Genomic DNA, 24,272 nt, shown 5'->3' with positions numbered 1-24,272 from the left:
ATGGTCCAGTCATACCTGTACCGACTGGTACTACACAATCGGGGGCAAGCCCCCTCCATATTCCGATTGGCCTTACTGCTCTTCAGCCTTCTTGTCCCCATGGGACAAGCTGTAAACATACGCCGCCAGCAAGTGCACCTTGTCATTGCCCTGCAGTTGTTCCTGCGCCGGCATCTGGCCCTGACGGCCATAGCGGATGGTCTGCTGCAGTTGGGCGAAGCTCGAACCGTAGATGAACGCACCCGGATGGGTCAGGTCCGGCGCGCCCATGGCTGGGGTGCCTTTACCCTGTGGCCCGTGGCAGGCCACGCAGTTGGCGGCGAAGAGTTTTTCGCCGTTGGCAACGTCGGCCTTGGCGCCTTCCGGCAGCTTGCGGCCGTCGAGGTTGGTCACCACGAAGGCGGCGACGTCGGCCACGCCTTGCTCGCCGATCACTTCAGCCCAGCCTGGCATCACCGCATGGCGGCCTTGCATGATGGTTTGCTTGATCGTCGCCGGGTCGCCGCCCCAGCGCCAGTCGGCGTCGGTCAGGTTGGGAAAGCCGTAGGCGCCCTTGGCGTCGGAACCGTGGCACACCGAGCAGTTGGAGGCGAACAGGCGGCCGCCCATCTTCAGCGCTTGGGGGTCCTTGGCCACTTCTTCGATCGGCATCGAGGCGAACTTGGCGAAGATCGGCCCGAACTTGGCCTCCGATCTGGCCATTTCCTTTTCCCATTCATGCACGCCGGTCCAGCCGGTCTGGCCGTTGGCAAACGCGGTTTGCTTGTCGTTGTCGAGGTAGTTGTAGCCCGGCAACAGGCCTTTCCAGTTGCCCAGGCCCGGGTACAGCACCAGGTAGCCGAGGGCGAAGATGATGGTGCCGACAAACAGCATGAACCACCATTTTGGCAGCGGGTTGTCGTATTCCTCGATGCCATCGAACGAGTGGCCGACGGTCTCGTCCGTCTGCTCGGCGCGCTGGCCCTTGCGGGTCGACAGCAGCAGCCAGGTCAGGGCGAAGATGGTACCCAGACTGAGGACTGTGACGTACAGACTCCAGAACGTAGTCATTCTTTGTTACTCCTAGACGCTTGCTCGACGTGCTTGATGGCTTCCGGGTCATCCGCAAAAGGCAGCATGGTCGCGTCGTCAAATTCCGATTTGCGCCGTGGGCTGAACACCCACAGCGCCAGGCCGATAAAGGCCACCATCACCACAACGGTACCCAGGCCACGAATCATTCCGATATCCATGCCGGTCACCGTTTGCTTTTGATGAGGGTGCCAAGGCCCTGCAGGTAGGCCACCAGTGCGTCCATTTCGGTCTTGCCCTTGACTGCGGCGGCCGCACCGGCGATGTCTTCGTCGGTGTAGGGCACGCCCAGGGTGCGCAGGACTTCCATTTTTTTCGCGGTGTCCTTGCCGTCGAGCTTGTTTTCCACGAGGAACGGATACGCCGGCATTTTCGATTCAGGCACCACGTTGCGCGGGTTGTACAAGTGCGCACGTTGCCAGTCATCGGAGTAACGCCCGCCCACGCGCGCCAGGTCCGGGCCGGTGCGCTTGGAGCCCCACAGGAACGGGTGGTCCCACACGCTTTCACCGGCGACCGAGTAGTGGCCATAGCGTTCGGTTTCGGCGCGGAACGGGCGGATCATCTGCGAATGGCAGCCCACGCAGCCGTTGGCGATGTAGACGTCGCGGCCTTCTAGTTCAAGGGCGGTGCGCGGTTTCATGCCTTCGACCGGCTTGTTGGTCACGTCCTGGAAAAACAGCGGAACGATCTGGGTCAGGCCGCCGATGCTCACGGCGATGACCATGAAGAAGGCCAGCAGGCCGATATTCTTCTCGACTACTTCATGCTTCATCAGTGGGCTCCCACGACGGCGATCTTGGCGGCGGCTTCAGCTTGCTCTGGGTCTGACGCACGCACGGTGCGCCAGACGTTGTACGCCATGAACAGCATGCCGGCGGCGAAGAACGCACCACCCAGCGCGCGGACGATGTAGCCCGGATGGCTGGCTTGCAGCGCTTCGACGAAGGAGTAGGTGAGGGTGCCGTCATCGTTGATCGCACGCCACATCAGGCCCTGGGTAATGCCGTTGACCCACATCGAGGCGATGTAGAGCACGGTGCCGATGGTGGCCAGCCAGAAGTGAGTGTTGATCAGCCCGACGCTGTGCATCTGCGCGCGGCCGAACAGCTTGGGGATCATGTGGTACAGCGCGCCGATGGAGATCATCGCCACCCAGCCCAGGGCCCCGGCGTGTACGTGGCCGATGGTCCAGTCGGTGTAGTGGGACAGCGAGTTGACGGTCTTGATCGCCATCATCGGCCCTTCGAAGGTCGACATGCCGTAGAACGCCAGCGACACCACCAGAAAGCGCAGGATCGGGTCGGTGCGCAGCTTATGCCAGGCCCCCGAGAGGGTCATCATGCCGTTGATCATGCCGCCCCAGCTTGGCGCCAGCAGGATGATCGACATCGCCATGCCTAGCGATTGTGCCCAGTCCGGCAGCGCGGTGTAGTGCAGGTGGTGCGGGCCGGCCCAGATGTACAGGGTGATCAGCGCCCAGAAGTGCACGATGGACAAGCGATAAGAGTAGATCGGACGCTCGGCCTGCTTGGGCACGAAGTAGTACATCATCCCGAGGAAACCGGTGGTCAGGAAAAAGCCCACGGCGTTATGCCCGTACCACCACTGAATCATCGCATCCGTCGCGCCGGAATAGGCCGAATAGGACTTGAACAGGCTGACCGGCAGCGATGCGTGGTTGACGATGTGCAGCATCGCCGTGACCAGGATGAACGCGCCGTAGAACCAGTTGCCGACATAAATGTGCTTGGTCTTGCGCTTGACGATGGTGCCGAAGAACACCACGGCGTACGTCACCCACACAATGGCGAGCAAAATGGCGATCGGCCATTCGAGCTCGGCGTATTCCTTGGTGGTGGTATAGCCCAGGGGCAGGCTGATGATGGCGCCGACGATGACCGCCTGCCAGCCCCAGAAGGTAAAGGCGGCGAGGCCATCGGAAATCAGTCGCGTCTGGCAGGTGCGTTGCACGACGTAGTAGGAGGTGGCAAACAAGGCACATCCACCGAAGGCGAAGATCACCAGGTTGGTGTGCAGCGGGCGCAGGCGGCCGAAGGTCGTCCAGGGCAGGTCGAAATTCAATTGCGGCCAAACCAGTTGCGAGGCGATGAACACCCCGAGCCCCATGCCAAGGATCCCCCAGACCACCGTCATGATGGCGAACTGGCGGACTACCTTATAGTTATAAGCAGTCGGACTGATTGCTGTGCTCATTCTAAGGTTCCACGGTTTAGGTTTTTTTATAGGTAAAATCGGCCGCAAGTATGTAGAAAGCGAGAGGCCATTGCAACGCAATGGCTGACCTGTATCAATGCGTTCCACGCCAGATTCTGCGCCCTTTCCATGTTTGGTGTAAGGATAAAATCCGAAATCGAAAGCTGATCGAGTGGACAAGAAAATTTCGAGGCCTCGACAGCGCTTGTCGCGTACGCCGCAATCGCTTCGCTTGAAAGCAAGCGTAGACCCGAATCTGGGGTGGGGAAAGTTGGATCTGGGAAGGGTGCGACACTTGGTCGCGCAAATTAAAATGACATCGGATCACGGGTAGGAGCGAGCTCGCTCGCGAAAAACTCAAAAGCGCCGCGTTCATTCAGGATGAGCGCGGCGCTCTCAGGTTTTTCGCGAGCAAGCTCGCTCCTACACAAAAACCGGTTGCCGCGCCCGATGAGGGGCGGCAGTCAATGGTTATTGAGGTTGGCCTTCAGGCGTTGCGCCGTCAGCGTTATGGGAAAGGCTGTAGACATAGGCCGCCAGCAAATGCACTTTGTCATTGCCCTGCAGCACTTCCTGCGCGGGCATCTGGCCTTGGCGACCATGGCGAATGGTCTGTTGCAGCTGCGCCAGGCTGGTGCCGTAGATAAACCCGGCTGGCTCGGTCAGGTTTGGCGCGCCCATGGCTTGCACACCGTGGCCCTGCGGGCCGTGGCAGGCGACGCAGGTGGTGTTGAAGGCAGCCTGGCCCGCCGCCAGGTCGGCCGTGCTGTCGGCCGGCAACGGCAGCTTGGCCAGGTCGTGGCGTACATACGCGGCGACGTTCTTCACCCCGTCCTCGCCCAGCACTTCACCCCAGGCCGGCATCGCCGCGTGGCGACCGCCCATGATCGTGGCCTTGATCGCTTCGGCCGAACCGCCCCAGCGCCAGTTGTTGTCCGCCAGGTTGGGAAAGCCATACGCGCCCTTGGCATCCGAGCCGTGGCACACCGCGCAGTTGGAGGCGAACAGGCGACCGCCCATTTTCAAGGCTTGCGGGTCCTTGGCCACTTCTTCCACCGGCATCGCCGCGAATTTGGCGAAGATCGGCCCGAACCGGGCGTCGGCCTTGGCCATTTCCTTGTCCCATTCCTTGGCCTGGGTCCAGCCGCCTTCATAGCCTGGCAAGATGCCTTTCCAATTGCCCAGGCCCGGATAGAGGATCAGGTAGCCGACGGCAAACACCAGGGTGCCGGCGAACAGCATGAACCACCACTGGGGCAGCGGGTTGTCGTATTCCTCGATCCCGTCAAAGGCGTGCCCCATGGTCTGGTCGACGCTGCCTTTGGTTTCGCCCTTGCGGGTGCCGACCAACAGCCAGGTCAGGCCGACCAGGCTGCCCAGGGTCAGTACGCAGATCCATGTACTCCAAAAGGTGGTCATGGCCGAGTGCTCCTTGTTGCAGGCTCTTCTTGAGCGTCGGGTGGAGAAGGTTCATCGGCGAACGGCAGCAGGCGCGCCTGCTCGAATTCCGCATTGCGCCGGTTGTTGAACACCCACAGCGACAAGCCGATAAAAGCAATGGCGACTACCAGCGTGCCAAGGCCGCGGATGGTGCCCGCATCGAATTCAAATCCCATGGCTCACCTCTTGCTCTTGATGGCAGTGCCGAGCACTTGCAGGTAGGAAACCAGCGCGTCCATTTCGGTCTTGCCCTTGAGGCTGGCCACCGCGCCACTGATGTCGTCGTCGGTGTACGGCACGCCGAGGGTGCGCATCACCTTCAACTTGGTCTCGGTGTGGCTGCTGTCGACCTGGGCGGTGACCAGCCACGGGTAGGCCGGCATTTTCGACTCCGGCACCACGTTGCGCGGGTTGTACAGGTGCGCGCGATGCCAGTCGTCGGAGTAGCGTGCGCCAACCCGGGCCAAGTCCGGCCCGGTGCGCTTTGAGCCCCACAGGAACGGGTGGTCCCACACGCTTTCGCCAGCCACCGAGTAGTGGCCGTAGCGTTCGGTCTCGGCGCGGAACGGGCGGATCATTTGCGAGTGGCACTGCACACAGCCCTCGCGGATGTAAATGTCGCGGCCTTCCAGTTGCAGCGCGGTGTAAGGCTTCATGCCTTCGACCGGCTTGTTGGTCACGTCCTGGAAGAACAGCGGGACGATCTGGGTCAGGCCGCCGATGCTCACGGCGAGCACCATCAGCAGCATCAACAGGCCGACGTTCTTTTCAATCGTTTCGTGTTTCATTACGGACTCCTCAGGCCATCTGCACAGAAGCGACGGCCACGGCCGGTTGTGCCGAACGCACGGTGCGCCAGGTGTTGTAAGCCATCAGCAACATGCCGCTGAGGAACACCGCACCGCCCACCAGCCGCACGATGAAGCCCGGGTGACTGGCCACCAGGGTCTCGACGAAGGAGTAGGTCAAGGTGCCGTCTTCGTTGACTGCACGCCACATCAGGCCCTGGGCGATGCCGTTGACCCACATCGAGGCGATGTAGAGCACGGTGCCGATGGTGGCCAGCCAGAAGTGCGCGTTGATCAGGCCCAGGCTGTACATCTGCTCGCGGCCAAAGATTTTGGGGATCATGTGGTACAGCGCGCCGATGGAAATCATCGCCACCCAACCGAGCGCGCCGGCGTGTACGTGGCCGATGGTCCAGTCGGTGTAGTGGGAGAGGGCGTTGACGGTCTTGATCGCCATCATCGGGCCTTCGAACGTCGACATGCCGTAGAACGCCAGGGACACCACGAGGAAACGCAGGATCGGGTCGCTGCGCAACTTATGCCAGGCGCCCGACAACGTCATCATGCCGTTGATCATGCCGCCCCAGCTCGGTGCCAGCAGCACCAGTGACATCACCATGCCCAACGACTGCGCCCAATCCGGCAGCGCGGTGTAGTGCAAGTGGTGCGGGCCGGCCCAGATATACAGGGTGATCAGCGCCCAGAAGTGCACGATGGACAAGCGATACGAATACACCGGGCGTTCGGCTTGCTTGGGCACGAAGTAGTACATCATCCCCAGGAAACCCGCGGTGAGGAAAAAGCCTACCGCGTTGTGCCCGTACCACCACTGCACCATGGCATCCGTCGCACCGCCGTAGAGGGAGTAGGACTTGGTCAGGCTGACCGGGATTTCCAGGTTGTTGACGATATGCAGGATTGCCACGGTGATGATGAACGCACCGAAAAACCAGTTGCCCACATAAATATGCTTGGTGTTGCGCTTCATGATCGTGCCGAAGAACACGATGGCGTAGGCCACCCAGACGATGGTGATCAGGATGTCGATCGGCCATTCCAGCTCGGCGTATTCCTTGGAACTGGTGTAGCCCAGCGGTAGGCTGATCGCAGCCAACAGAATCACAAGCTGCCAGCCCCAGAAGCAGAACGCGGCGATTTTCGGCGCGAACAGCTGCGTCTGGCAGGTGCGCTGCACCGAATAGAACGAGCTGGCGAACAGTGCGCAGCCGCCGAAGGCAAAAATCACCGCGTTGGTGTGCAGCGGGCGCAGGCGACCGAAGCTGGTCCAGGGCAAATCGAAGTTGAGCGCAGGCCAAACCAATTGGGCCGCGAGAAAAACCCCGAGGCCCATGCCGACGATGCCCCACACCACCGTCATAATGGCGAATTGGCGGACCACCTTGTAGTTATAGGCGGTACTTAAAGTAGTGTTCATGGTTCCCCATCCACGGTTCAACCCAAGCCAGTGCGGCGCTTGGGCTGGAGTTATAGGCAGACTAAAAAGCGAGGCAAGCATGGGCAAAGAGCACAAGGCCAGTATTGACGGGGATCAATGGGCGCAGTGTGTGCGCGAACGCGGCTGGCTGTGGGATGTCACGGCGGATACGAAGTCCGGCGATCCCGTCACGTTGATCCTGGCCCACGGCGCCGGTGCGCCGATGGACTCGGCGTTCATGAGCGACATGGCTGCGCGCCTTGCCGGGCAGGGCGTCAACGTGGTGCGCTTCGAGTTTCCCTACATGGCCCAGCGCCGATTGGACGGGGGCAAGCGCCCACCGAACCCGGCGCCGAAACTGCTGGAGGCGTGGCGTGAGGTGTACGCCCAGGTGCGACGCCATGTCGCTGGGAAAGTGGCGATTGGCGGCAAATCCATGGGCGGGCGGATGGCCAGTCTAGTGGCCGATGAGCTGGGCGCTGATGGCTTGGTGTGCCTGGGTTATCCGTTCTATGCGGTGGGCAAGCCGGAAAAACCTCGGGTGGAGCATCTGGCCGAGCTGAAGACGCCGACGCTGATTGCGCAGGGCGAGCGTGATGCGCTGGGTAATCGAGCGGCGGTGCAGGGGTATGCGTTGTCACCGAGCATCGAGGTGATGTGGCTGGTGGCGGGGGATCATGATTTGAAGCCGCTGAAGGCCAGCGGGTTTACCCATGAGCAGCATCTGGAGGCTGCTGCAGTGAAAGTGGCTGGGTTTCTGGGTGGCTGTTAGGGCCCTATCGGGGGCAAGCCCCCTCCCACATTTTTGACCGCATTCCACATTTGGAACTCGGTCGAATGTGGGAGGGGGCTTGCCCCCGATAGCGGTCTACCGGTTAAACCGCTCTACCAGCGAGTACTGGGTATTGGCCGTATGCGTCAACTCTTCACTCAACTGCGCCGAGTTCATCGCCTGCTCCGAGGTCTGGTCCGCCAACAGCGCAATCGTGCTGATATTGCGGCTGATCTCTTCAGCAACCGCGCTTTGCTCTTCAGTCGCGGCGGCAATCTGAGTGGTCATGTCGGTAATATTCGCCACCGCCTCACTGATCCCCACCAGCGCCTGATCCGCTTCCATCACCCGTGCCACACCTTCTTCAGCCTGGCGGTGCCCGGCGTCCATGGTTTGCACGGCCGCGCTGGCGGTTTGCTGCAGCTTGGCGATCAAGGCATGGATCTGCCCGGTCGATTCAGCGGTGCGTTGCGCCAGCTGGCGGACTTCGTCAGCCACCACCGCAAACCCACGGCCCATCTCACCGGCGCGCGCGGCTTCGATGGCGGCGTTCAAGGCCAGCAGGTTGGTCTGGTCGGCAATGCCTTTGATCACATCGACCACGCCGCCGATTTCATCGCTGTCCTTGGCCAATTGCGTGACGGTGACACCGGTTTCGCCCACAGCCACCGACAGGCGCTGAATCGCCTCGCGGGTTTCCCCGGCGATATCGCGGCCGCGCCCGGTCAGGCGATTGGCTTCCTGGGTGGCATCCGCTGTGCGCTGCACGTGGCTGGCGACTTCCTGGGTGGTCGCGGCCATCTGGTTGACCGCGGTGGCCACCTGCTCAGTCTCCACGCGCTGGCGTTCCAGGCCGCTGGAGCTGTTGTGCGCCAGGGTGTTGGACTGCGCTGCCTGGTCGTTGAGGTGCTCGGCGGTGTCCTGCAGGCGGGTGAGGCAGGTCTTCAGACGGGCTTCCTGGCTGAGGATCGACATTTCCAGGCGCGCCTGGGCGCCACGGCTGTCGGTGTACATCTGCGCGATCAACGGGTCGGAGGTGGTTTGCTCGGCCAGGCGCAGCAGACGCTTGAGGCCGCGCTGCTGCCAGCTCAGGCCCAACAGGCCCAACGGCACCGACAGCCCTGCCGCCAGGGCAAAACCCCACTGAGAAGTCAGGGTGGCGCCGATCATGAAGCTCAACTGGCTGACCAGGATAAACGGCAGCCAGTCCTGCAGGACGGGCAGCCACTTGTCGCGCTGGGGAATAGCCGACTTGCCCTGATTGATGCGTTGATAGAGCGCTTCGGCCCGGCGGATCTGCTCGGCGGTGGGCTTGATGCGCACCGATTCGTAGCCGATCACCTGGTTGCCGTCGAACACCGGTGTTACATAGGCGTTAACCCAGTAGTGATCACCGGTCTTGCAGCGATTCTTGACAATGCCCATCCATGGCAAGCCTTGTTTGAGCGTGGACCACATGTGCGCGAACACCGCCGCTGGAACGTCCGGGTGACGCACCAGGTTGTGCGGGGCACGAATCAGTTCGTCGCGGGTGAACCCACTGATTTCGACGAAAGCGTCGTTGCAGTAGGTAATCACGCCTTTGGCGTCTGTGGTGGAGATCAACCGTTGCTGAGCGGGGAAGGTACGTTCGCGCTGGGTAACGGGTTGGTTATTACGCATGGTTGTTCAATCCGCAAGGCTTTCAGGGGTTATCGACCATGCCGGGCATTTATTTAACTTAATTTTTGCAACAATCCAGTGGCGAACGTTGCGCGCATCAGCCGGCCAGCATCGGGTAGGTAAACAAACCGAAGTGAAGCAGGTTCAAGCCAAAATGCGTGGCAATCGCCGCGCCCAGACCGCCGAATCGATACGCCAGGCCATAACCTGCGCCGGCAATGCTCGCCAGCAGCACCCACTGCCAGCCGGCGCCCAGATGCACCAGGCCGAACAGCAGCGAGGCCAGCAGCAGCGCGAGGTTGTCGCCGTAGGACAGGTGTTTGAAGCGCTGGCTCAGACCGCCCTGGATATAGCCACGAAACAACGCCTCTTCCACCAGCGTCACCAGCAGCAGGTTGTTCAAGACCCACAGCCACGCCGAGTCCGGCCATTTCGGTGCCCAACTGATCATCCCCAGCAGCGCTGCGCCACCCAGGGCTGCGATGGCCGTCAGGGTCAAAGCCAGGGCGGTGATGCACATCGACAGGCGCAGTGAGCGCCGCGCCACGATCCAGGGGCAGGCCAGCAGCAACCAGAAGCCGATCAGCGGTTTGTCCTGGTTCAGGTACATCGAGAACGGCACGGCATCGGCGCTAAAACGCTGTGGCGCGATGCCCTGGCCATTGTAGAAACCCGGCAGCCAATGCATCGCCAGGCCCAACGCCAGCACGATGAACAGGCCGTGGCCGAGGTAGCGTGCCCATGGGTTGCGTTGCTGGCGCACGGCATACCCGGCGATCAGCAACAGCGCCACGGAGACCGCCGCCAGCACACCCAGTTGCCCGTGGATCAAGGCCACGACGTAGCCAATGGAAAGCAGCGCAAGGTACAGCCAGGGCAGGGCAGTCATGTGAAATCCTTCGAAAAAAACCGGGCGTTATTATAGCGAGCGGTCTGGTTCGATGGCATGAAAGCTGCGTTACGGTAAGGCGCTCGCTACGGTTTGTGCGGCCGCAACACCAGCCACAACGCCCCGGCAATCAGCACCCCGCCGTACAAATGCGCCATCGACAGCGGCTCATCCAGCAGCAACGCGCCCCACAACACGCCGAACGGCGGGATCAGAAAGGTCACGGACATCGACTTGACCGGGCCGATCGATGACAGCAGGCGAAAGTACAAGATGTAGGCAAAGGCCGTGCACACCAGGCCCAAACCGAGCAACGACAGCCACACCGGCCATCCACCCCAGCTCGCCGGCGGCTGGCTGATGGCGCTGTAGGCGAACAACGGCAGCAGAAACAACGTCGCGCCCAGCATGCTGCCCAGGGCCGACAGGCGGCTGTCCAATCCGCCGCGCTGATCCAGCCAGCGCCGTGCGAGAAAGCCTGCAAAACCGTAGCACGTGGTGGCCAGCAGGCACGCCAGTGCGCCCATCAACAATTGCTGGTCAAAGGCCACCGGCCCCGCACGGGTCAGCACGCCCACGCCGAACAGGCCCAGGCACACCCCGGCGATCTTCGACGGGGTCAGGCGCTCGCTGAAAAACAGGCCGCCAATCAGCACGCCCATCAGCGGCGTGGTGGCGTTGAAAATCGCCGAGTAACCCGCTGGCAGTACCTGCGCCGCCACCGAATACATCGTGGCCGGAACCCCGGAGTTGATCACGCCCAGCAGCAGGACGGTCTTGAACTTGCCCTGAAAATCCCAGCTCACCCTCATCAGCGCCAGGATCACCAGCAAGCCGGCGGCAGCGATCGATACGCGGAAAAACGCGGTCGGCACGGTGCCGATTTCCGGCGCAATGATGCGCATGAACAGAAAACTCGCGCCCCAGATGGCGGCCAGTCCCAGCAAGTACAGGGTGTCGACAGGTCTCACGGAAAACTCCTACGCAATCAGGCGGCGGAGTGTTGCCCAGCGTTCCGGTCGACACAATCGCTAAGTACCGCAGCCGGTAAAAAATCCTCCTTCTCCTGTCTCGGTTGTCTGGCTAAGCTCAGGGCTCCCAGATACCCGTTTGAGGTTTTCCGCATGTCGCAGCCCGCCTTCGCTATCGCCCGGATGATCCTCGACGGTTTCGACGACTACCGTGAACACTTCCGCCAGATCACCGATGGCGCTCGCGAGCGTTTCGAAAAGGCCCAGTGGCAGCAGGGGCAGGCCGCGTCGGCGGCGCGCATTAACCTGTATGAAGAGAAGGTGGGCGAGGTCACGGCGCGTCTGCGCGCTGCTTTCGAGGCGGGCGTGCTGCAAGACATCGACCTGTGGCCGTTGGTGAAAAGTGCCTACATCGGCCTGATCGATTTACGTTTTGACGATGAGCTGTCGGAAACCTGGTACAACTCGGTGTTCTGCAGCCTGTTCAGCCATGACCTGATCAGCGACGGCTGCATGTTTATCCACACCACGCGCCCCAGCGTGCGTCGGACGCGGGCGGCGCAAACCCGCACCTACACGCCTGCCGGCAAGATCGCCGACATGCTCGCGCAGATGTTCGCCGACTACAGCTTCAGCGAGCCCTACGCCGACTTGCCGGCCGACCTACGACGCCTGGAAGCCCAACTGCGGGAAAACCTGCCGGATTGGGTGTGCAAAGACCCTGATTTGAACGTCGAGCTGTTTTCCTCGGTGCTTTATCGCAATAAAGGCGCTTACCTCGTAGGACGTATCTACACCCGCGACGAACAATGGCCGTTGGTGATCCCGTTGCTGCACCGCGAAGGGCGGGGTATTCAGATTGATGCGCTGATCACTGATGAAGCGGATGTATCGATCATCTTTTCCTTTACACGCTCCTATTTCATGGTCGACGTGCCCGTGCCGGCGGAGTTCATCGGCTTTCTCAAGCGCATCCTGCCCGGCAAGCACATCGCCGAACTGTACACGTCCATCGGTTTCTATAAGCACGGCAAGTCGGAATTTTACCGCGCCCTGATCAATCACCTGGCCACCACCGATGACCAATTCATCATGGCCCCGGGCGTGCGTGGCATGGTCATGAGCGTGTTTACCCTGCCGGGCTTCAACACGGTGTTCAAAATCATCAAGGACCGTTTCTCTCCGTCGAAAAACGTCAACCGCGCCACGGTGATCGAGAAGTACCGCCTGGTCAAAAGCGTCGACCGGGTAGGGCGCATGGCCGACACCCAGGAGTTCGCCGACTTCCGCTTCCCCTTGAGCAAGTTCGAGCCCGACTGCCTCGCCGAGTTGCTGGAAGTGGCCGCAGGCACCGTCGAAGTGGAAGGGGACACGGTGCTGATCCGCCATTGCTGGACCGAGCGGCGCATGACCCCGCTCAACCTCTACCTGGACAACGCCAACCCCGCCCAGGTGCGCGAAGCCCTGGAAGACTATGGTCTGGCGATCAAGCAGTTGGCGGCGGCGAATATCTTCCCCGGTGACATGTTGCTCAAGAACTTTGGCGTCACCCGTCACGGTCGCGTGGTGTTCTATGACTACGATGAAATCTGCTTTCTGACCGAAGCCAACTTCCGGCACATCCCCGCACCGCGCACGCCCGAGGACGAGATGGCCTCCGAACCCTGGTATTCCATCGGTCCGCTGGATGTATTCCCGGAAGAGTTTCCGCCGTTCCTGTTTGCCGATGCCGGCCAGCGCAGGCTGTTCAATGAGTTGCATGGCGAGTTGTATAACGCCGATTACTGGAAGGGCCTGCAGGAAGCGATTCGCGCCGGCAAGGTGATTGATGTGTTTCCTTACCGGCGCAAGTAGAGCGGTGTGTCTTGAACAGCGAAGTCCGTTTTGGGGACTGCCCCTTCGCGTCCGCGCACTTATTGATTACGCGAATGACTGGGTAGGGTCACAGACCGCTCATGAAGCTCATTCCCCGATACGCCTGGCTCGTAATGTGAGGGTTCGAAATCCTAGCGGCCGTCAGACTCGTTGCAGGCTCCGAGGCGAGGCGGGTTGTTGCCGACGAGGGCTTGTCTGTGTACGCCGGAGGATACTCATATGAGGGCGGCGGCATTGACCCGCTTGAGCGTGGTTGGTCCCGCATGGCATCAGAGTAGCTTGGAAGCCTCGGGGTAGAAGCAGGGGAATCGATAGGCATATAACGCTCCGCGGTGAAGGTGGAATACTCCGTCTTTCCAGAGGTGTCTGGAGGCTGTATTTGAACCCCGCATGCCTGGCTGAAACATCGGACTTCAGCTTTAAAAGAGTCGGAACGGTGCCCGATTTTTTGTAGGACCGGTCGTTATGATGCGGCTGTCAGTCTCGTCACTCGACACCGCAACATCTCCAGAGCCCTGTCGAAATCTGCGACAATCGCTTCCAATCCATCGACTGATGCTGCGCAGGCCTCACCTGCCTCACCCAAAAGACCTTTGCCGCCCTGATGACTGACCAAGCGCCCACGATTGACCAACTGCTGAAAAACCTCGATCACGCCATGCTCGCCGACCGCCATCGCTTGCGGCGCCAATTGCTCGAGCTGCGCAAGAAGCCCGACGAGGAAAAACTCGCGCAATGGGTGGCGCGCATGCAGGCGTCCTGTGCCCAGGTCACGGCGCGGCGGGCCAGCCTGCCGGTGATTCGCTACGACGACAGCCTGCCGATCGCAGCCAAGCGCGACGAGATCAAAGAGGCGTTGAACAAGCATCAGGTGCTGATCATTGCTGGCGAAACCGGCTCGGGTAAAACCACCCAGTTACCGAAGATCTGCCTGGAAATCGGTCGCGGCCAGTTCGGCCTGATCGGCCATACCCAGCCGCGCCGGATCGCTGCGCGCAGCGTTGCCAGCCGCGTCGCCGAAGAGCTGGCCACGCCGCTTGGCGCGCTGGTCGGTTATCAAGTGCGCTTCGAAGACCAGAGCGATTCCAACACCCTGATCAAACTGATGACCGACGGTATCCTGCTGGCGGAAACCCAGAACGACCGCTACCTGGAACGCTACGACACGATCATCGTCGACGAAGCCCACGAGCGCAGCCTGAACATCGATTTCCTGCTGGGCTACCTCAAGACCCTGTTGCCGCGCCGCCCGGACCTGAAAGTCATCATCACCTCGGCGACCATCGACCTGGAGCGCTTTTCCAAGCACTTCGACGACGCCCCGATTGTCGAGGTCTCGGGCCGCACGTTCCCGGTGGACACGTGGTACCGCCCGCTGACCCTGGAACAGGACGAGGAGGGCAACCGCGTCGAGGACGATCTGACGGTTGATCAGGCAATCCTCGCCACCCTCGACGAAATCGCCGCCTATGAGCGCAGCGAGCGGCGCAGCCCCGGCGATGTGCTGGTGTTCCTGCCTGGCGAGCGCGAGATTCGCGACGCCGCCGAAATGCTGCGCAAGGCGCAGCTCAAGCACACGGAAATCCTGCCGCTGTATGCGCGCCTGTCACCGGCCGAGCAACAGCGCATTTTCCAGTCGCACCCCGGCCGTCGCGTGGTGCTGGCGACCAACGTCGCGGAAACCTCGCTGACGGTGCCAGGCATTCGCTATGTGATCGACAGCGGTACCGCGCGCATCAGCCGTTACAGCTACCGCGCCAAGGTGCAGCGCCTGCCGATCGAGGCGATTTCCCAGGCCAGCGCCAACCAGCGTAAAGGCCGTTGCGGCCGAGTCGAGCCGGGCATCTGTATTCGGTTGTACAGCGAAGAAGACTTTATCGGGCGCCCGGAATTTACCGACCCCGAGATTCTGCGCACCAACCTCGCGGCGGTGATCCTGCAGATGCTGCACCTGCGCCTGGGTGAAATCACTGACTTCCCGTTCATCGAACCGCCGGATGGCAAGGCCATCAGCGACGGTTTCAACCTGTTGCAAGAGCTGTCGGCGGTCGACCGTAACAGCCAGCTCACACCGTTGGGCCGCCAACTCGCGCGCCTGCCGGTGGACCCACGCATGGGCCGCATGCTGCTCGAAGCCGCCAAGCTGGGCAGTCTGCAGGAAGTGCTGATCGTGGCCAGCGCCATGTCGATCCAGGACCCGCGCGAGCGTCCGCCGGAACGCCAGCAGGCGGCCGACCAGGCCCATGCCCAATGGAAAGACCCGGACTCGGACTTCGCCGGGCTGGTCAACCTGTGGCGCGGCTTTGAAGAACAGCGCCAGGAACTGACCGCCAGCCCGCTGCGCAATTGGTGTCGCAAGAACTTCCTGAACTACCTGCGCCTGCGCGAGTGGCGCGATTCCCACCGCCAGTTGAGCCTGATCTGCCGCGACATGCAGCTGACGATCAACAAGGAACCGGCGGATTTCCCGAAATTGCACAAGGCGGTGCTGTCCGGCTTGCTCAGCCAGATCGGCCAGAAGACCGAGGACGGCGACTACCTCGGTGCCCGCCAGCGGCGCTTCTGGATTCATCCCTCTTCGGGCATCGGCAAGAAGCGCCCGCAATGGCTGATGACTGCTGAGCTGGTGGAAACCACCAAGCTGTATGCGCGCATGGTGGCCAAGATCGATGCTGACTGGATCGAACCGCTGGCCGGGCACCTGATCAAGAAAAACCACTTCGAACCGCATTGGGAGAAGAAGCGCGGCCAAGTCGTGGCCTTTGAGCAGATCACCTTGTTCGGCCTGATCGTGGTCGGACGCCGGCCGGTGCATTACGGGCCGATCGACCCGGTAGTGTCCCGTGAGCTGTTTATTCGCGAAGGCCTGGTGCGTGGGGAAATCCAGTCTCGCGCCAAGTGCCTTGCGGCCAACCAGCAACTGCTGGAGCAGCTCGATGAACTGGAGGCCAAGGCGCGCCGGCGCGATATCCTGGCCGACGAGGAAACCCTCTACGCCTTCTACGATGCGCGTTTGCCTGCCGAGATCCACCAGACGGCGACGTTCGACAGCTGGTACAAGGTCAACAGCCAGAAAGACCCGCAACTGTTGATCATGCGTGAGGAAGACGTGCTGGCCCGCGAAGCCAGTGAAGTCACCGCGGCGCATTACCCGGACACCTGGCACCTGGGCGACCTGGCCCTGGCCTTGAGTTACCACTTCGAACCCAACCACCCGCGCGACGGCGTGACCCTGCGCGTGCCGGCACCGCTGTTGCCGGCCTTGCCCGCCGAACGCCTGGACTGGCTGGTGCCGGGGTTGATCGAAGCCAAGTGCATTGCCTTGGTGCGCAACTTGCCCAAGGCGCTGCGTAAAAACTTCGTGCCGGTGCCGGATTTCGTCAAGGCGGCGCTGCAACGCATCGAGTTTGGCCAGGGCTCGCTGCCCCAGGCGTTGGGCCGCGAGTTATTGCGCATGACCGGCGCGCGGGTCAGCGATGAAGCCTGGGCGGAGGCCGCGCAGCAGGTGGAAAACCACTTGAAAATGAACCTGGAAGTGGTCGACGGCCAGGGCAAATTCCTCGGCGAGGGCCGTGACCTGGCGGAGCTGACCGCGCGTTTCGCCGAAGCCAGCCAGGCGGCCCTGGCGGTGCCGCAAACCGCAAAAAGCCAGCAGCCGGTGCAAGCCAAGGTGTTTGCGCCGGTGGCCGAAAAAACCCAGCAAAACATCGCCGGCCTGTCGATGACGGTGTACCCGGCGCTGGTGGAAGAAAACGGCACGGTCAAGGAAGGGCGTTTTTCGACGGCCGCCGAGGCCGAATTTCAGCACCGTCGTGCCTTGCAGCGCCTGCTGATGCAACAACTGGCGGAGCCGGCGAAGTTTCTGCGTGGCAAATTGCCGGGGCTGACCGAGTTGGGCCTGATGTATCGCGAGCTGGGACGCGTCGATGCGTTGGTGGAAGACATCCTGCTGGCGAGTCTCGATAGCTGCGTCCTGGAAGGCGAAGCCAATCTGCCCCGCGACGGCGCAGGGCTGGCCGCGCTGGCCGAGCGCAAACGTGGCGGTTGGACCGAACACGCCGAGCGTCTGGCGCGCCTGACCCTGGAAGTACTCAAGCTCTGGCACGGCCTGCAAAAACGTTTCAAGGGCAAGATCGACCTGGCCCAAGCGGTGGCGTTGAACGATATCAAGCAGCAGTTGAGCAACCTGGTGTACCCAGGGTTCGTGCGCGAAACTCCGGCCCAATGGTTCAAGGAGCTGCCGCGTTTCCTCAAGGCCATTGAGCTGCGCCTGGAAAAACTGCCGAGTCAGGTGCAGAAGGACCGTGTGTGGAGCACCGAGCTGAGTGGCCTGTGGGCGCAGTACCAGAATCGCTTGAATAAACACACCCAGGAAGGCAAGCGCGACCCGCAGCTGGAACTCTATCGCTGGTGGCTGGAAGAATATCGGGTGTCGTTGTTTGCCCAGCAACTGGGGACCAAGGTGCCGATCTCCGATAAGCGTTTGAGCAAGCAGTGGAGCCAGGTCGAGCCTTGAGGTCTTCCCGGTTACCCAAGTGAGCAGGGGTCGAATGTGGAAGGGGGCTTGCCCCCTCCCACATTTAAACGGTGTTTGTCCGGGAAGTGGCGCCAAACCCCAGTGTTTGTGGCAAACTTCGCGCCCATAAATGCCGGGATCGTCGTAGCAGCGACGCGATGGAATAAAGCATTGCCAGTTTGATGCCCGCTGGACGGAATCGAACGACTTACAGTTTGGTACGACGGTACCAATATCTTCTGCCTGACAGATTTAGAGGAACGACCGTGCATAACGTCGTCATCAGCGGCACTGGCCTGTACACGCCGGCCAACAGCATCTCCAACGAAGAGCTGGTGCAGTCTTTCAATGCCTATGTGCAACAGTTCAACAGCGAAAATGCCGCTGCGATCGAGCGCGGTGACGTGCAGGCGCTGACGGAGTCCAGCGCGGCGTTCATCGAAAAGGCCTCGGGTATCAAAAGCCGTTTCGTGATGGACAAGGACGGCATTCTTGACCCACGGCGCATGGCTCCGCGCTTGGCCGAGCGCAGCAACGACGAATGGTCGGTGCTCTGCCAGATGGCCGTCGGTGCCGCCGAACAGGCGCTGCAACGCGCAGGCAAGACGGCTGCTGATATCGATGGCGTGATCGTCGCCTGCTCCAACCTGCAGCGTGCCTACCCCGCTATCGCCATCGAGGTTCAGGAAGCCCTGGGTATCCAGGGGTTCGGTTTCGACATGAACGTGGCGTGCTCCTCGGCCACCTTTGGTATCCAGAATGCCGCCAATAGCATCCAGTTGGGCCAGGCCCGGGCGATCCTGATGGTCAATCCGGAAGTCTGCACCGGCCATTTGAATTTCCGCGATCGCGACAGCCACTTCATCTTTGGTGACGCCGCCACGGCGGTGATTCTCGAGCGTGCCGACCTGGCAACGTCCGAGCACCAGTTCGATGTAGTGAGCACCAAGCTGCTGACCAAGTTCTCCAATAACATCCGCAATAACTTTGGCTTTCTCAACCGCACAGCAGAAGAGGGCATCGGCGCACCGGACAAACTGTTCGTGCAGGAAGGCCGCAAGGTGTTCCGCGATGTCTGCCCGATGGTGGCCGAGCTGATCGGTACGCACCTGGCGGAAAACCAGCTGGGCGTCAACGATGTAAAGCGCTTCTGGCTGCATCAGGCTAACCTGAGCATGAACCACCTGATCGTGAAGAAACTGCTGGGCCGGGAGGCGTCGGTGGAAGAAGCACCGGTGATCCTCGATACCTACGCCAATACCAGCTCGGCGGGTTCGGTGATTGCGTTTCACACCTATCAGGATGACTTGCCCAAGGGCTCCGTGGCGGTGCTCAGCTCGTTCGGCGCGGGCTATTCCATCGGCAGTGTGATCTTGCGCAAACGTTGATGTGGGCGCTGGCCGGTACTTTTACATCGAGGTATTGAATGGCTGCAGCGAACGACGCGCACCTGCTCGAACGCCTGCTCAAGGGCGAGCAGCAGGCCTACAAAGAGTTGGTCACCACTTACCAGAGCGCGATGCGGGCGGTGGCCTATGCCATCGTCGGTCAGCGTCACGCCGATGAGGTGGTGCAGGATGCCTGGTTGTCGGTGGTCCGCAACCTTGCCAAGTTCGAAGGGCGTTCAAGCCTGAAGACCTGGTTGCTGACGATCACGGCGAATTCCGCCAAAGGCCGCTACAAGCAAAATCGTCGCGAGGTGTTACTCGACGACCTGCCTTCTCCTCATGGGACCATCGGCGATGACCGCTTCGCGCCTGACGACGGTCACTGGGCCGTCGCCCCGTATGCCTGGCACCAAGACACGCCGGAAGCCCTGCTGACCGAGGAGGAATTGCGCAAATGCCTGGAGCATACGATTCTGAGCCTGTCCCAATTGCAAAGCAGTGTGCTGGTGCTGCGCGAGCGCCAGGGCCTGGAGTTGGAGGAGATCTGTAATCTTCTGACGCTCTCTCTCTCCAATGTGCGGGTGCTGTTGCATCGAGCACGGCTGAAAGTCTTTGCAACCGTGGAGCATTTTGAGGAAACGGGCGAATGCTGACCTGTAAAGAGCAAGTGGCACGTTCCAGCGACTACCTCGATGGGCAATTGACCTTTCGAGAGCGTTTACTGGTGCGACATCACTTGATGTTCTGCGCGAATTGCCGGCGATTCATTCGGCAGATGCGCTTGATGCAGGCGACGTTGCGGATCATGCCGCAGGCGCCAGTGGAGGGTGCGGACGCACTGGCCGAAAGGCTCGCGGCCGAACGGCGTAAAGACGTGTAGGAGCAAGCTTGCTCGCGAAAAACGTCAACGATAACGCGGGTATCCTGGATAAACGCGCTGCCTGTTCGTTCTTCGCGAGCAAGAACTAGGCGTCCCCCTCGCTCCTACAATGGTGAGGTTAGAACTTGGCTTCAGCATCCAGCTGCAGGGTGTTGGCGTTGGCATCTCGCTGGGTACGGCTGGCGTAGTCAGCCTTGGTCAGGAAGTACGTGGCGCCCAGGGCGAAGTTCTTGTCGATGTCGTAGCTGACCTTCAGCTTGTGGCCACGTGAACCGGTGGTGCCGTTGGCGAAGTCCGAGTCGGTGAAGGCGCCCACCACCGCATCACGTTGGGTATCGCGGTAGTTGTAGTCCAGGTTGAACCCGAACACCTTGGACTTGGCCCCCAGCAACCACGCGGTGTCCTGATCGGTCACGGCGTCGTTGTTCTTCACGTACTGGCCGTAGAACGCCAAAGGCACGGCCAGGCCGCCGATGTCCGCTTGGGCAAAACCTTCATACAGACGGAACTCACCGTTGGCCGAGTTGCCGTTGACCGCCAATGCGCAAGGCGTGGTGGTGGTCGTGCAGCGGCTGTCCTTGTCGTTCTGGTAAGCGTAGACACTGCCGCCCACGGTCATTTTCAGGTTGTCGGTGAGCGAGAAGCGTGTGCCCAGCTGGCCGGAAGTCAGGCGCAGGTCGTGGCGAAATTGCACACCGTCGCCGTCGACGTTGTCCTTGAGGTTGTAGTTGCCCAGGCTGCCGAACAGTTCGGCACTGCCACCCAGTGGGTATTTGTACGTGACCGCCAGGCCTTCTGGGTTGATGTCGCTATCCCAGATCACATCGCCCATGTTCACCCACGGCTGCAGCATCTTGCCGCCGATCACGTGCAGGTTCTTGATCTGGTCCGGGTGGTAGTCGATGTAGCCGAGGTCCAGCCAGATCGATTTTTTATCGAAGTAGCCATCCTGGTCCTGGTTGGTGGAACGCGCATCGTCTCCGCCGCCCGTGGCGATACGGATACCGGTGTCCACTTGCGGATTGATTTCGGTGTAGGCGCCCAGGCGGGCGCGGATGCGTTGTCGGTCCTTGTCACGCCCGCCATTGTTGGGCTCGCCGTCGATCTTGATGGTTTCCTGGCGAAAGCGCACATCGCCCTTGAACTGAGTCTTGGCGGCCCAGGCCAGCTTCTGGTCGAAGCTGCTCAGCTCGTTGGTCTTTTTCGCGGTGGCCGCGATCTGTTCGTTGGTTTCCTGTTGAGCCTGCCGTGCGATCTGCTGTTCTTTCTGATCTTTGGCCAACTCGTTTTGCAATTCGGTGTACTGCGAGGCGGTGATCTGGCCGTTGGCCTTGAGCATGTCGAGCAACTTGGCGTCGACTGCAGCGCTGGCCGGAACGCTCAGGGCGAGCAACAGGCCGCCACACAGGGCCGCCGCAGTTTTAGTGGAAGCAAGACGCATATCAATCTCCGAAAGTGGGGAGGGCTAGCAAACCCTCCGGGACACAACCGACCGATCACGGGCGGAAAAAATGTCACCTGGCAATGCCCAGATGCTCTAAAAACAGGCGCCAGTATCGCGGCGGTTTATGACGAAGTAGTGGCTAAGTGATTTCATCTGCATGACATGTTGCTTGCCGATGGAACTATTGTCCGGGAGGTCTGTCCGGCTTTTTCGAGGTGTGTACGCGGCTGTGATAGGCGATACTCGCCAGGCTTTCACGCCCGGAAACAGTGAGGATGCCGATGCCGCTGCAACGCCTGGACAGCCTGTCCGAAATCACACCTCAGGTCTGGGATGCCCTGGCGCCGCAGGCCCAGCCGTTCGTGCGGCATGCGTTCCTGAGCGCGCTGGAAGACAGTGCCAGCCTGGGCCCTCATTCGGGCTGGCAGCCGGAGCATTTGCTGCATTGGGAAGGCGATCGTCTGGTGGCGGCATTGCCCGGTTATCGCAAGTTTCATTCCTATGGCGAGTACGTGTTCGATCACGGTTGGGCCGATGCCTGCGCGCGGGCCGGCATCGACTATTACCCCAAGTTGCTGACGGCCGTGCCTTTCAGCCCCGTCAGCGGCCCACGGCTGCTGGCCGCCAGTGCCGAGGACGGCTTCGAGCTGCTGAACAGCCTGCCCGGCTACCTGGAAATCGAAGGGCTCTCCAGCGCCCATATCAACTTCACCGACCCATTGGCCGACGACGCACTGGCTCGGCAACCCGGCTGGTTGCAGCGCCTGGGCTGCCAATTTCACTGGCAGAACCGTGGCTACCGCGACTTCCAGGACTTTCTCGACGCCCTGAGTTCACGCAAGCGCAAGCAGATGCGCAAGGAGCGTGAGCAAGTGGCGGGGCAGGGCATCGAGTTCGAGTGGCTGCAGGGCCATGAGCTGAGCGAAGCCCAGTGGGATTTTGTCTACGCCTGCTACGCCAATACTTATGTGGTGCGTCGGCAGTCGCCCTACCTGACCCGGGCGTTTTTCAGCCTGCTGGCCGAGCGCATGCCCGAGGCGATTCGCGTGGTACTGGCCAAGCAGGGCTCACGTCCGGTGGCCATGGCCTTCAGCCTGATCGGCGGTGACAGCTTCTACGGCCGCTATTGGGGCTGCCTGGCGGAGTTCGACCGGCTGCATTTCGAGACCTGTTTCTACCAGGGCATGGACTACGCCATCGCGCACGGCCTGCAACGTTTCGACGCCGGCGCTCAAGGCGAGCACAAACTGATTCGCGGCTTTGAGCCGGTGATTACCCGGTCATGGCATTATCTGCGGCACCCGGGGTTGAAAAGCGCCGTGGAAGATTTCCTCGAACGTGAACGGATGGGTGTTCTGGCGTATGCCGAAGAGGCGAGGTCAGCCCTGCCTTATCGGCAGGGCTGAGCCACTTGTCTGGCGGTGCTGCCTGACAAGGCCCAAACACGCTAGCCTGTATGTACAAAAGTACATACAGGGCGTGCCATGCATTTTGAGTGGGATGAGTCAAAGAACAACGCCAACATTTCTAAGCACGGCATCGATTTCAATGACGTTCCGGATATCTTCCGGCATCCAATGCTGGCCTTGCGCGATGATCGAGGGGATTATGGCGAAGAGCGCTGGATTGGTATTGGCTGGATAAAATTATTGATAGGTGTGGTCGTATACACCGAACGGCGTGGCGATGTGATCCGTATCATCTCCGCCCGAAAAGCAACCAAGAAGGAGGCCAAATATTATGACGCAAACATCGAAAACTGATTGGGAGCGCTTGGCCAAGATGAATGATAAAGACATCGATACCGGTGAAATTCCTGAACTGGATGCTGAGTTTTTTCGGCGTGCTGAGTTGCGTGTTCCGGTGAAGCAGGCGGTTACCATTCGACTTGATGCGGACGTTTTAGAGTGGTTCAAAGGTCAAGGTACTGGATACCAGACGCGTATCAACCAGCTTTTGCGCCAATACATGCAGGCTCATCAAGGCTGATCAGCACGCTCTTAAGCTCAGCCCTGCCTTATCGGCAGGGCTGAGCTTGTTTACCTCAGGCCGGCTGCTCCTTGCCCAGCCATCGATAGGCCACACCTGCGATCACCGCACCCAGAATTGGCGCGAGCCAGAACATCCATAACTGCTGGATCGCCCACCCACCGACGATCAATGCCGGGCCGGTACTGCGGGCCGGGTTGACCGATGTGTTGGTGACAGGAATGGAGATCAAGTGGATCAGGGTCAAAGCCAGGCCGATGGCAATGGGCGCGAGGCCCTTCGGGGCGCGGCTGTCGGTGGCGCCGAGGATGATCAATACGAACATCGTGGTCATCACCAGCTCACAGACAAACCCCGCCGCCATCGAGTAGCCGCCGGGAGAATGGTCGCCGTAGCCGTTGGAAGCCAGGCCACCCGCCAGCTCGAAGCCGGGTTTACCGCTGGCGATGAAGTACAGCAACGCGGCGGCAATCACACCACCGATGACTTGCGCCGCGATATACGCTGGCAGCTCCCTGGCGGGAAATCTTCCGCCGACCACCAGCCCTACCGATACCGCCGGGTTAAGGTGACAACCGCTGATATGGCCGATTGCAACGGCCATGGTCAGCACCGTCAAACCGAATGCCAGCGCAACGCCCAACAGACCAATCCCGACCGCGGGAAACGCTGCGGCCAACACCGCACTCCCGCAGCCGCCCAACACCAGCCAAAACGTACCCAAGCCCTCTGTGACTGAACGTTTGAACAAAGACATGCGACACATCCTTGATAGATCGCTCTACCGGATCAGTAAATCAATGACGCTTCCTGCCGATTTACTTCAGCACCCCTCTGGGCACTGCACTGATTACAGCACGGTTTTGACACAAATCCAGGGTATGAAAAAGCGCCAGGGCCCTTTGGGCACTGGCGCACGGTGCAAATTGTATTAA

General features: G+C 60.9%; 22 protein-coding genes. 9 read left to right on the top strand and 13 right to left on the bottom strand.

Annotated elements, in window-relative coordinates:
• Positions 1 to 72 precede the first annotated feature (72 nt).
• The 8 genes from ccoP (QF045_RS22550) to ccoN (QF045_RS22515) all read right to left on the bottom strand — a co-directional run bounded on the left by ccoP (QF045_RS22550) (position 73) and on the right by ccoN (QF045_RS22515) (position 6,951).
• Entirely contained in the window at positions 73 to 1,050 is a 978-nt protein-coding gene (gene ccoP, locus QF045_RS22550) for a cytochrome-c oxidase, cbb3-type subunit III (protein WP_306494096.1), read from the bottom strand.
• A complete protein-coding gene (locus tag QF045_RS22545; RefSeq protein ID WP_003193169.1) occupies positions 1,047 to 1,232 on the bottom strand; it encodes a CcoQ/FixQ family Cbb3-type cytochrome c oxidase assembly chaperone in 186 nt (61 codons plus the stop codon). The genes ccoP (QF045_RS22550) and QF045_RS22545 overlap by 4 nt, the downstream gene beginning before the upstream one ends.
• A 5-nt stretch (positions 1,233 to 1,237) precedes the next feature.
• Positions 1,238 to 1,846, bottom strand: a complete 609-nt coding sequence (gene ccoO, locus QF045_RS22540) for a cytochrome-c oxidase, cbb3-type subunit II (protein ID WP_025854274.1) — start codon at positions 1,844 to 1,846, stop codon at positions 1,238 to 1,240.
• A complete protein-coding gene (ccoN, locus tag QF045_RS22535) occupies positions 1,846 to 3,288 on the bottom strand; it encodes a cytochrome-c oxidase, cbb3-type subunit I (RefSeq protein ID WP_124387686.1) in 1,443 nt (480 codons plus the stop codon). Before ccoN (QF045_RS22535) ends, ccoO (QF045_RS22540) begins: the two co-directional genes overlap by 1 nt.
• 471 nt (positions 3,289 to 3,759) lie before the next feature.
• On the bottom strand, positions 3,760 to 4,707 hold the full coding sequence (gene ccoP, locus QF045_RS22530; RefSeq protein WP_306494095.1) for a cytochrome-c oxidase, cbb3-type subunit III: 948 nt from the start codon (positions 4,705 to 4,707) through the stop codon (positions 3,760 to 3,762).
• The gene (locus QF045_RS22525; RefSeq protein WP_124387684.1) at positions 4,704 to 4,904 is read right to left on the bottom strand and encodes a cbb3-type cytochrome c oxidase subunit 3; all 201 of its coding nucleotides are present in this window, start codon (positions 4,902 to 4,904) and stop codon (positions 4,704 to 4,706) included. Before QF045_RS22525 ends, ccoP (QF045_RS22530) begins: the two co-directional genes overlap by 4 nt.
• A 3-nt stretch (positions 4,905 to 4,907) precedes the next feature.
• Positions 4,908 to 5,516 (bottom strand): cytochrome-c oxidase, cbb3-type subunit II, encoded by a 609-nt coding sequence (gene ccoO / locus QF045_RS22520; protein WP_034108140.1) that lies wholly within the window; start codon positions 5,514 to 5,516, stop codon positions 4,908 to 4,910.
• A 10-nt stretch (positions 5,517 to 5,526) separates the two neighbouring features.
• A complete protein-coding gene (ccoN, locus tag QF045_RS22515; protein ID WP_306494094.1) occupies positions 5,527 to 6,951 on the bottom strand; it encodes a cytochrome-c oxidase, cbb3-type subunit I in 1,425 nt (474 codons plus the stop codon).
• A gap of 79 nt (positions 6,952 to 7,030) precedes the next feature.
• Between ccoN (QF045_RS22515) and QF045_RS22510 the strand changes: the two genes are divergently transcribed.
• The gene (locus tag QF045_RS22510) at positions 7,031 to 7,723 is read left to right on the top strand and encodes an alpha/beta family hydrolase (protein ID WP_306494093.1); all 693 of its coding nucleotides are present in this window, start codon (positions 7,031 to 7,033) and stop codon (positions 7,721 to 7,723) included.
• Positions 7,724 to 7,819: 96 nt separating this feature from the next.
• Here the strand turns inward: QF045_RS22510 and QF045_RS22505 are convergent, their stop codons facing one another.
• The 3 genes from QF045_RS22505 to QF045_RS22495 form a co-directional block, all read right to left on the bottom strand.
• Positions 7,820 to 9,385, bottom strand: coding sequence for a PAS domain-containing methyl-accepting chemotaxis protein (locus QF045_RS22505; RefSeq protein ID WP_306494092.1), 1,566 nt, complete (start codon positions 9,383 to 9,385; stop codon positions 7,820 to 7,822).
• Positions 9,386 to 9,482: 97 nt separating this feature from the next.
• The gene (locus tag QF045_RS22500; protein WP_306494091.1) at positions 9,483 to 10,274 is read right to left on the bottom strand and encodes a CPBP family intramembrane glutamic endopeptidase; all 792 of its coding nucleotides are present in this window, start codon (positions 10,272 to 10,274) and stop codon (positions 9,483 to 9,485) included.
• 86 nt (positions 10,275 to 10,360) lie between these two features.
• Positions 10,361 to 11,245 carry a DMT family transporter gene (locus tag QF045_RS22495; RefSeq protein WP_306494089.1) on the bottom strand — a complete coding sequence of 295 codons (885 nt, stop codon included), beginning with the start codon at positions 11,243 to 11,245 and terminating at the stop codon, positions 10,361 to 10,363.
• A gap of 153 nt (positions 11,246 to 11,398) precedes the next feature.
• Here QF045_RS22495 and aceK point away from each other — a divergent pair, with 153 nt between their 5' ends.
• From aceK to QF045_RS22470, 5 genes are all read left to right on the top strand, one after another.
• The gene (gene aceK, locus QF045_RS22490; RefSeq protein ID WP_306494088.1) at positions 11,399 to 13,099 is read left to right on the top strand and encodes a bifunctional isocitrate dehydrogenase kinase/phosphatase; all 1,701 of its coding nucleotides are present in this window, start codon (positions 11,399 to 11,401) and stop codon (positions 13,097 to 13,099) included.
• Positions 13,100 to 13,724: 625 nt separating this feature from the next.
• A complete protein-coding gene (gene hrpA, locus QF045_RS22485) occupies positions 13,725 to 17,636 on the top strand; it encodes an ATP-dependent RNA helicase HrpA (RefSeq protein ID WP_306494087.1) in 3,912 nt (1,303 codons plus the stop codon).
• Between the two features lie 266 nt (positions 17,637 to 17,902).
• Complete coding sequence (locus QF045_RS22480) at positions 17,903 to 19,024, top strand: beta-ketoacyl-ACP synthase III (RefSeq protein WP_306494086.1); 1,122 nt, start codon at positions 17,903 to 17,905, stop codon at positions 19,022 to 19,024.
• Positions 19,025 to 19,062: 38 nt separating this feature from the next.
• A complete protein-coding gene (locus QF045_RS22475; protein ID WP_306494085.1) occupies positions 19,063 to 19,677 on the top strand; it encodes an RNA polymerase sigma factor in 615 nt (204 codons plus the stop codon).
• Positions 19,671 to 19,904 carry an anti-sigma factor gene (locus QF045_RS22470; protein ID WP_306494084.1) on the top strand — a complete coding sequence of 78 codons (234 nt, stop codon included), beginning with the start codon at positions 19,671 to 19,673 and terminating at the stop codon, positions 19,902 to 19,904. Before QF045_RS22475 ends, QF045_RS22470 begins: the two co-directional genes overlap by 7 nt.
• A gap of 118 nt (positions 19,905 to 20,022) precedes the next feature.
• On the opposite strand, the gene QF045_RS22465 is transcribed toward QF045_RS22470, so the two are convergent.
• Positions 20,023 to 21,345, bottom strand: a complete 1,323-nt coding sequence (locus QF045_RS22465; protein WP_306494083.1) for a putative porin — start codon at positions 21,343 to 21,345, stop codon at positions 20,023 to 20,025.
• 284 nt (positions 21,346 to 21,629) lie between these two features.
• On the opposite strand from QF045_RS22465, the gene QF045_RS22460 reads away from it, so the two are divergent.
• From QF045_RS22460 to QF045_RS22450, 3 genes are all read left to right on the top strand, one after another.
• Positions 21,630 to 22,754, top strand: a complete 1,125-nt coding sequence (locus QF045_RS22460; RefSeq protein WP_306494082.1) for a GNAT family N-acetyltransferase — start codon at positions 21,630 to 21,632, stop codon at positions 22,752 to 22,754.
• 78 nt (positions 22,755 to 22,832) lie between these two features.
• Positions 22,833 to 23,111 carry a BrnT family toxin gene (locus QF045_RS22455; protein ID WP_306494080.1) on the top strand — a complete coding sequence of 93 codons (279 nt, stop codon included), beginning with the start codon at positions 22,833 to 22,835 and terminating at the stop codon, positions 23,109 to 23,111.
• Positions 23,089 to 23,337: a BrnA antitoxin family protein gene (locus QF045_RS22450; protein WP_306494079.1), complete on the top strand. Its 249-nt coding sequence runs from the start codon at positions 23,089 to 23,091 to the stop codon at positions 23,335 to 23,337. Before QF045_RS22455 ends, QF045_RS22450 begins: the two co-directional genes overlap by 23 nt.
• Before the next feature lie 55 nt (positions 23,338 to 23,392).
• On the opposite strand, the gene aqpZ is transcribed toward QF045_RS22450, so the two are convergent.
• Positions 23,393 to 24,094, bottom strand: a complete 702-nt coding sequence (gene aqpZ / locus QF045_RS22445) for an aquaporin Z (RefSeq protein ID WP_306494078.1) — start codon at positions 24,092 to 24,094, stop codon at positions 23,393 to 23,395.
• Positions 24,095 to 24,272 lie beyond the last annotated feature (178 nt).

The sequence above is a fragment of the Pseudomonas sp. W4I3 genome, assembly GCF_030816195.1.
Taxonomy (GTDB): domain Bacteria; phylum Pseudomonadota; class Gammaproteobacteria; order Pseudomonadales; family Pseudomonadaceae; genus Aquipseudomonas.
This window is presented reverse-complemented; position numbering and strand designations above follow the sequence as displayed.

Bases quoted from the DNA above. Each gene is read 5' to 3' on its own strand.
- QF045_RS22450 (WP_306494079.1), top strand. From the start codon at position 23,089: ATGACGCAAACATCGAAAACTGATTGGGAGCGCTTGGCCAAGATGAAT.
- QF045_RS22460 (WP_306494082.1), top strand. From the start codon at position 21,630: ATGCCGCTGCAACGCCTGGACAGCCTGTCCGAAATCACACCTCAGGTC.
- ccoN (WP_306494094.1), bottom strand. From the start codon at position 6,951: ATGAACACTACTTTAAGTACCGCCTATAACTACAAGGTGGTCCGCCAA.
- QF045_RS22500 (WP_306494091.1), bottom strand. From the start codon at position 10,274: ATGACTGCCCTGCCCTGGCTGTACCTTGCGCTGCTTTCCATTGGCTAC.
- ccoP (WP_306494095.1), bottom strand. From the start codon at position 4,707: ATGACCACCTTTTGGAGTACATGGATCTGCGTACTGACCCTGGGCAGC.
- aqpZ (WP_306494078.1), bottom strand. From the start codon at position 24,094: ATGTCTTTGTTCAAACGTTCAGTCACAGAGGGCTTGGGTACGTTTTGG.
- QF045_RS22510 (WP_306494093.1), top strand. From the start codon at position 7,031: ATGGGCAAAGAGCACAAGGCCAGTATTGACGGGGATCAATGGGCGCAG.
- QF045_RS22455 (WP_306494080.1), top strand. From the start codon at position 22,833: ATGCATTTTGAGTGGGATGAGTCAAAGAACAACGCCAACATTTCTAAG.
- QF045_RS22505 (WP_306494092.1), bottom strand. From the start codon at position 9,385: ATGCGTAATAACCAACCCGTTACCCAGCGCGAACGTACCTTCCCCGCT.
- QF045_RS22470 (WP_306494084.1), top strand. From the start codon at position 19,671: ATGCTGACCTGTAAAGAGCAAGTGGCACGTTCCAGCGACTACCTCGAT.
- QF045_RS22525 (WP_124387684.1), bottom strand. From the start codon at position 4,904: ATGGGATTTGAATTCGATGCGGGCACCATCCGCGGCCTTGGCACGCTG.
- ccoO (WP_025854274.1), bottom strand. From the start codon at position 1,846: ATGAAGCATGAAGTAGTCGAGAAGAATATCGGCCTGCTGGCCTTCTTC.
- ccoO (WP_034108140.1), bottom strand. From the start codon at position 5,516: ATGAAACACGAAACGATTGAAAAGAACGTCGGCCTGTTGATGCTGCTG.
- ccoN (WP_124387686.1), bottom strand. From the start codon at position 3,288: ATGAGCACAGCAATCAGTCCGACTGCTTATAACTATAAGGTAGTCCGC.
- hrpA (WP_306494087.1), top strand. From the start codon at position 13,725: ATGACTGACCAAGCGCCCACGATTGACCAACTGCTGAAAAACCTCGAT.
- QF045_RS22545 (WP_003193169.1), bottom strand. From the start codon at position 1,232: ATGGATATCGGAATGATTCGTGGCCTGGGTACCGTTGTGGTGATGGTG.
- ccoP (WP_306494096.1), bottom strand. From the start codon at position 1,050: ATGACTACGTTCTGGAGTCTGTACGTCACAGTCCTCAGTCTGGGTACC.
- aceK (WP_306494088.1), top strand. From the start codon at position 11,399: ATGTCGCAGCCCGCCTTCGCTATCGCCCGGATGATCCTCGACGGTTTC.
- QF045_RS22475 (WP_306494085.1), top strand. From the start codon at position 19,063: ATGGCTGCAGCGAACGACGCGCACCTGCTCGAACGCCTGCTCAAGGGC.
- QF045_RS22465 (WP_306494083.1), bottom strand. From the start codon at position 21,345: ATGCGTCTTGCTTCCACTAAAACTGCGGCGGCCCTGTGTGGCGGCCTG.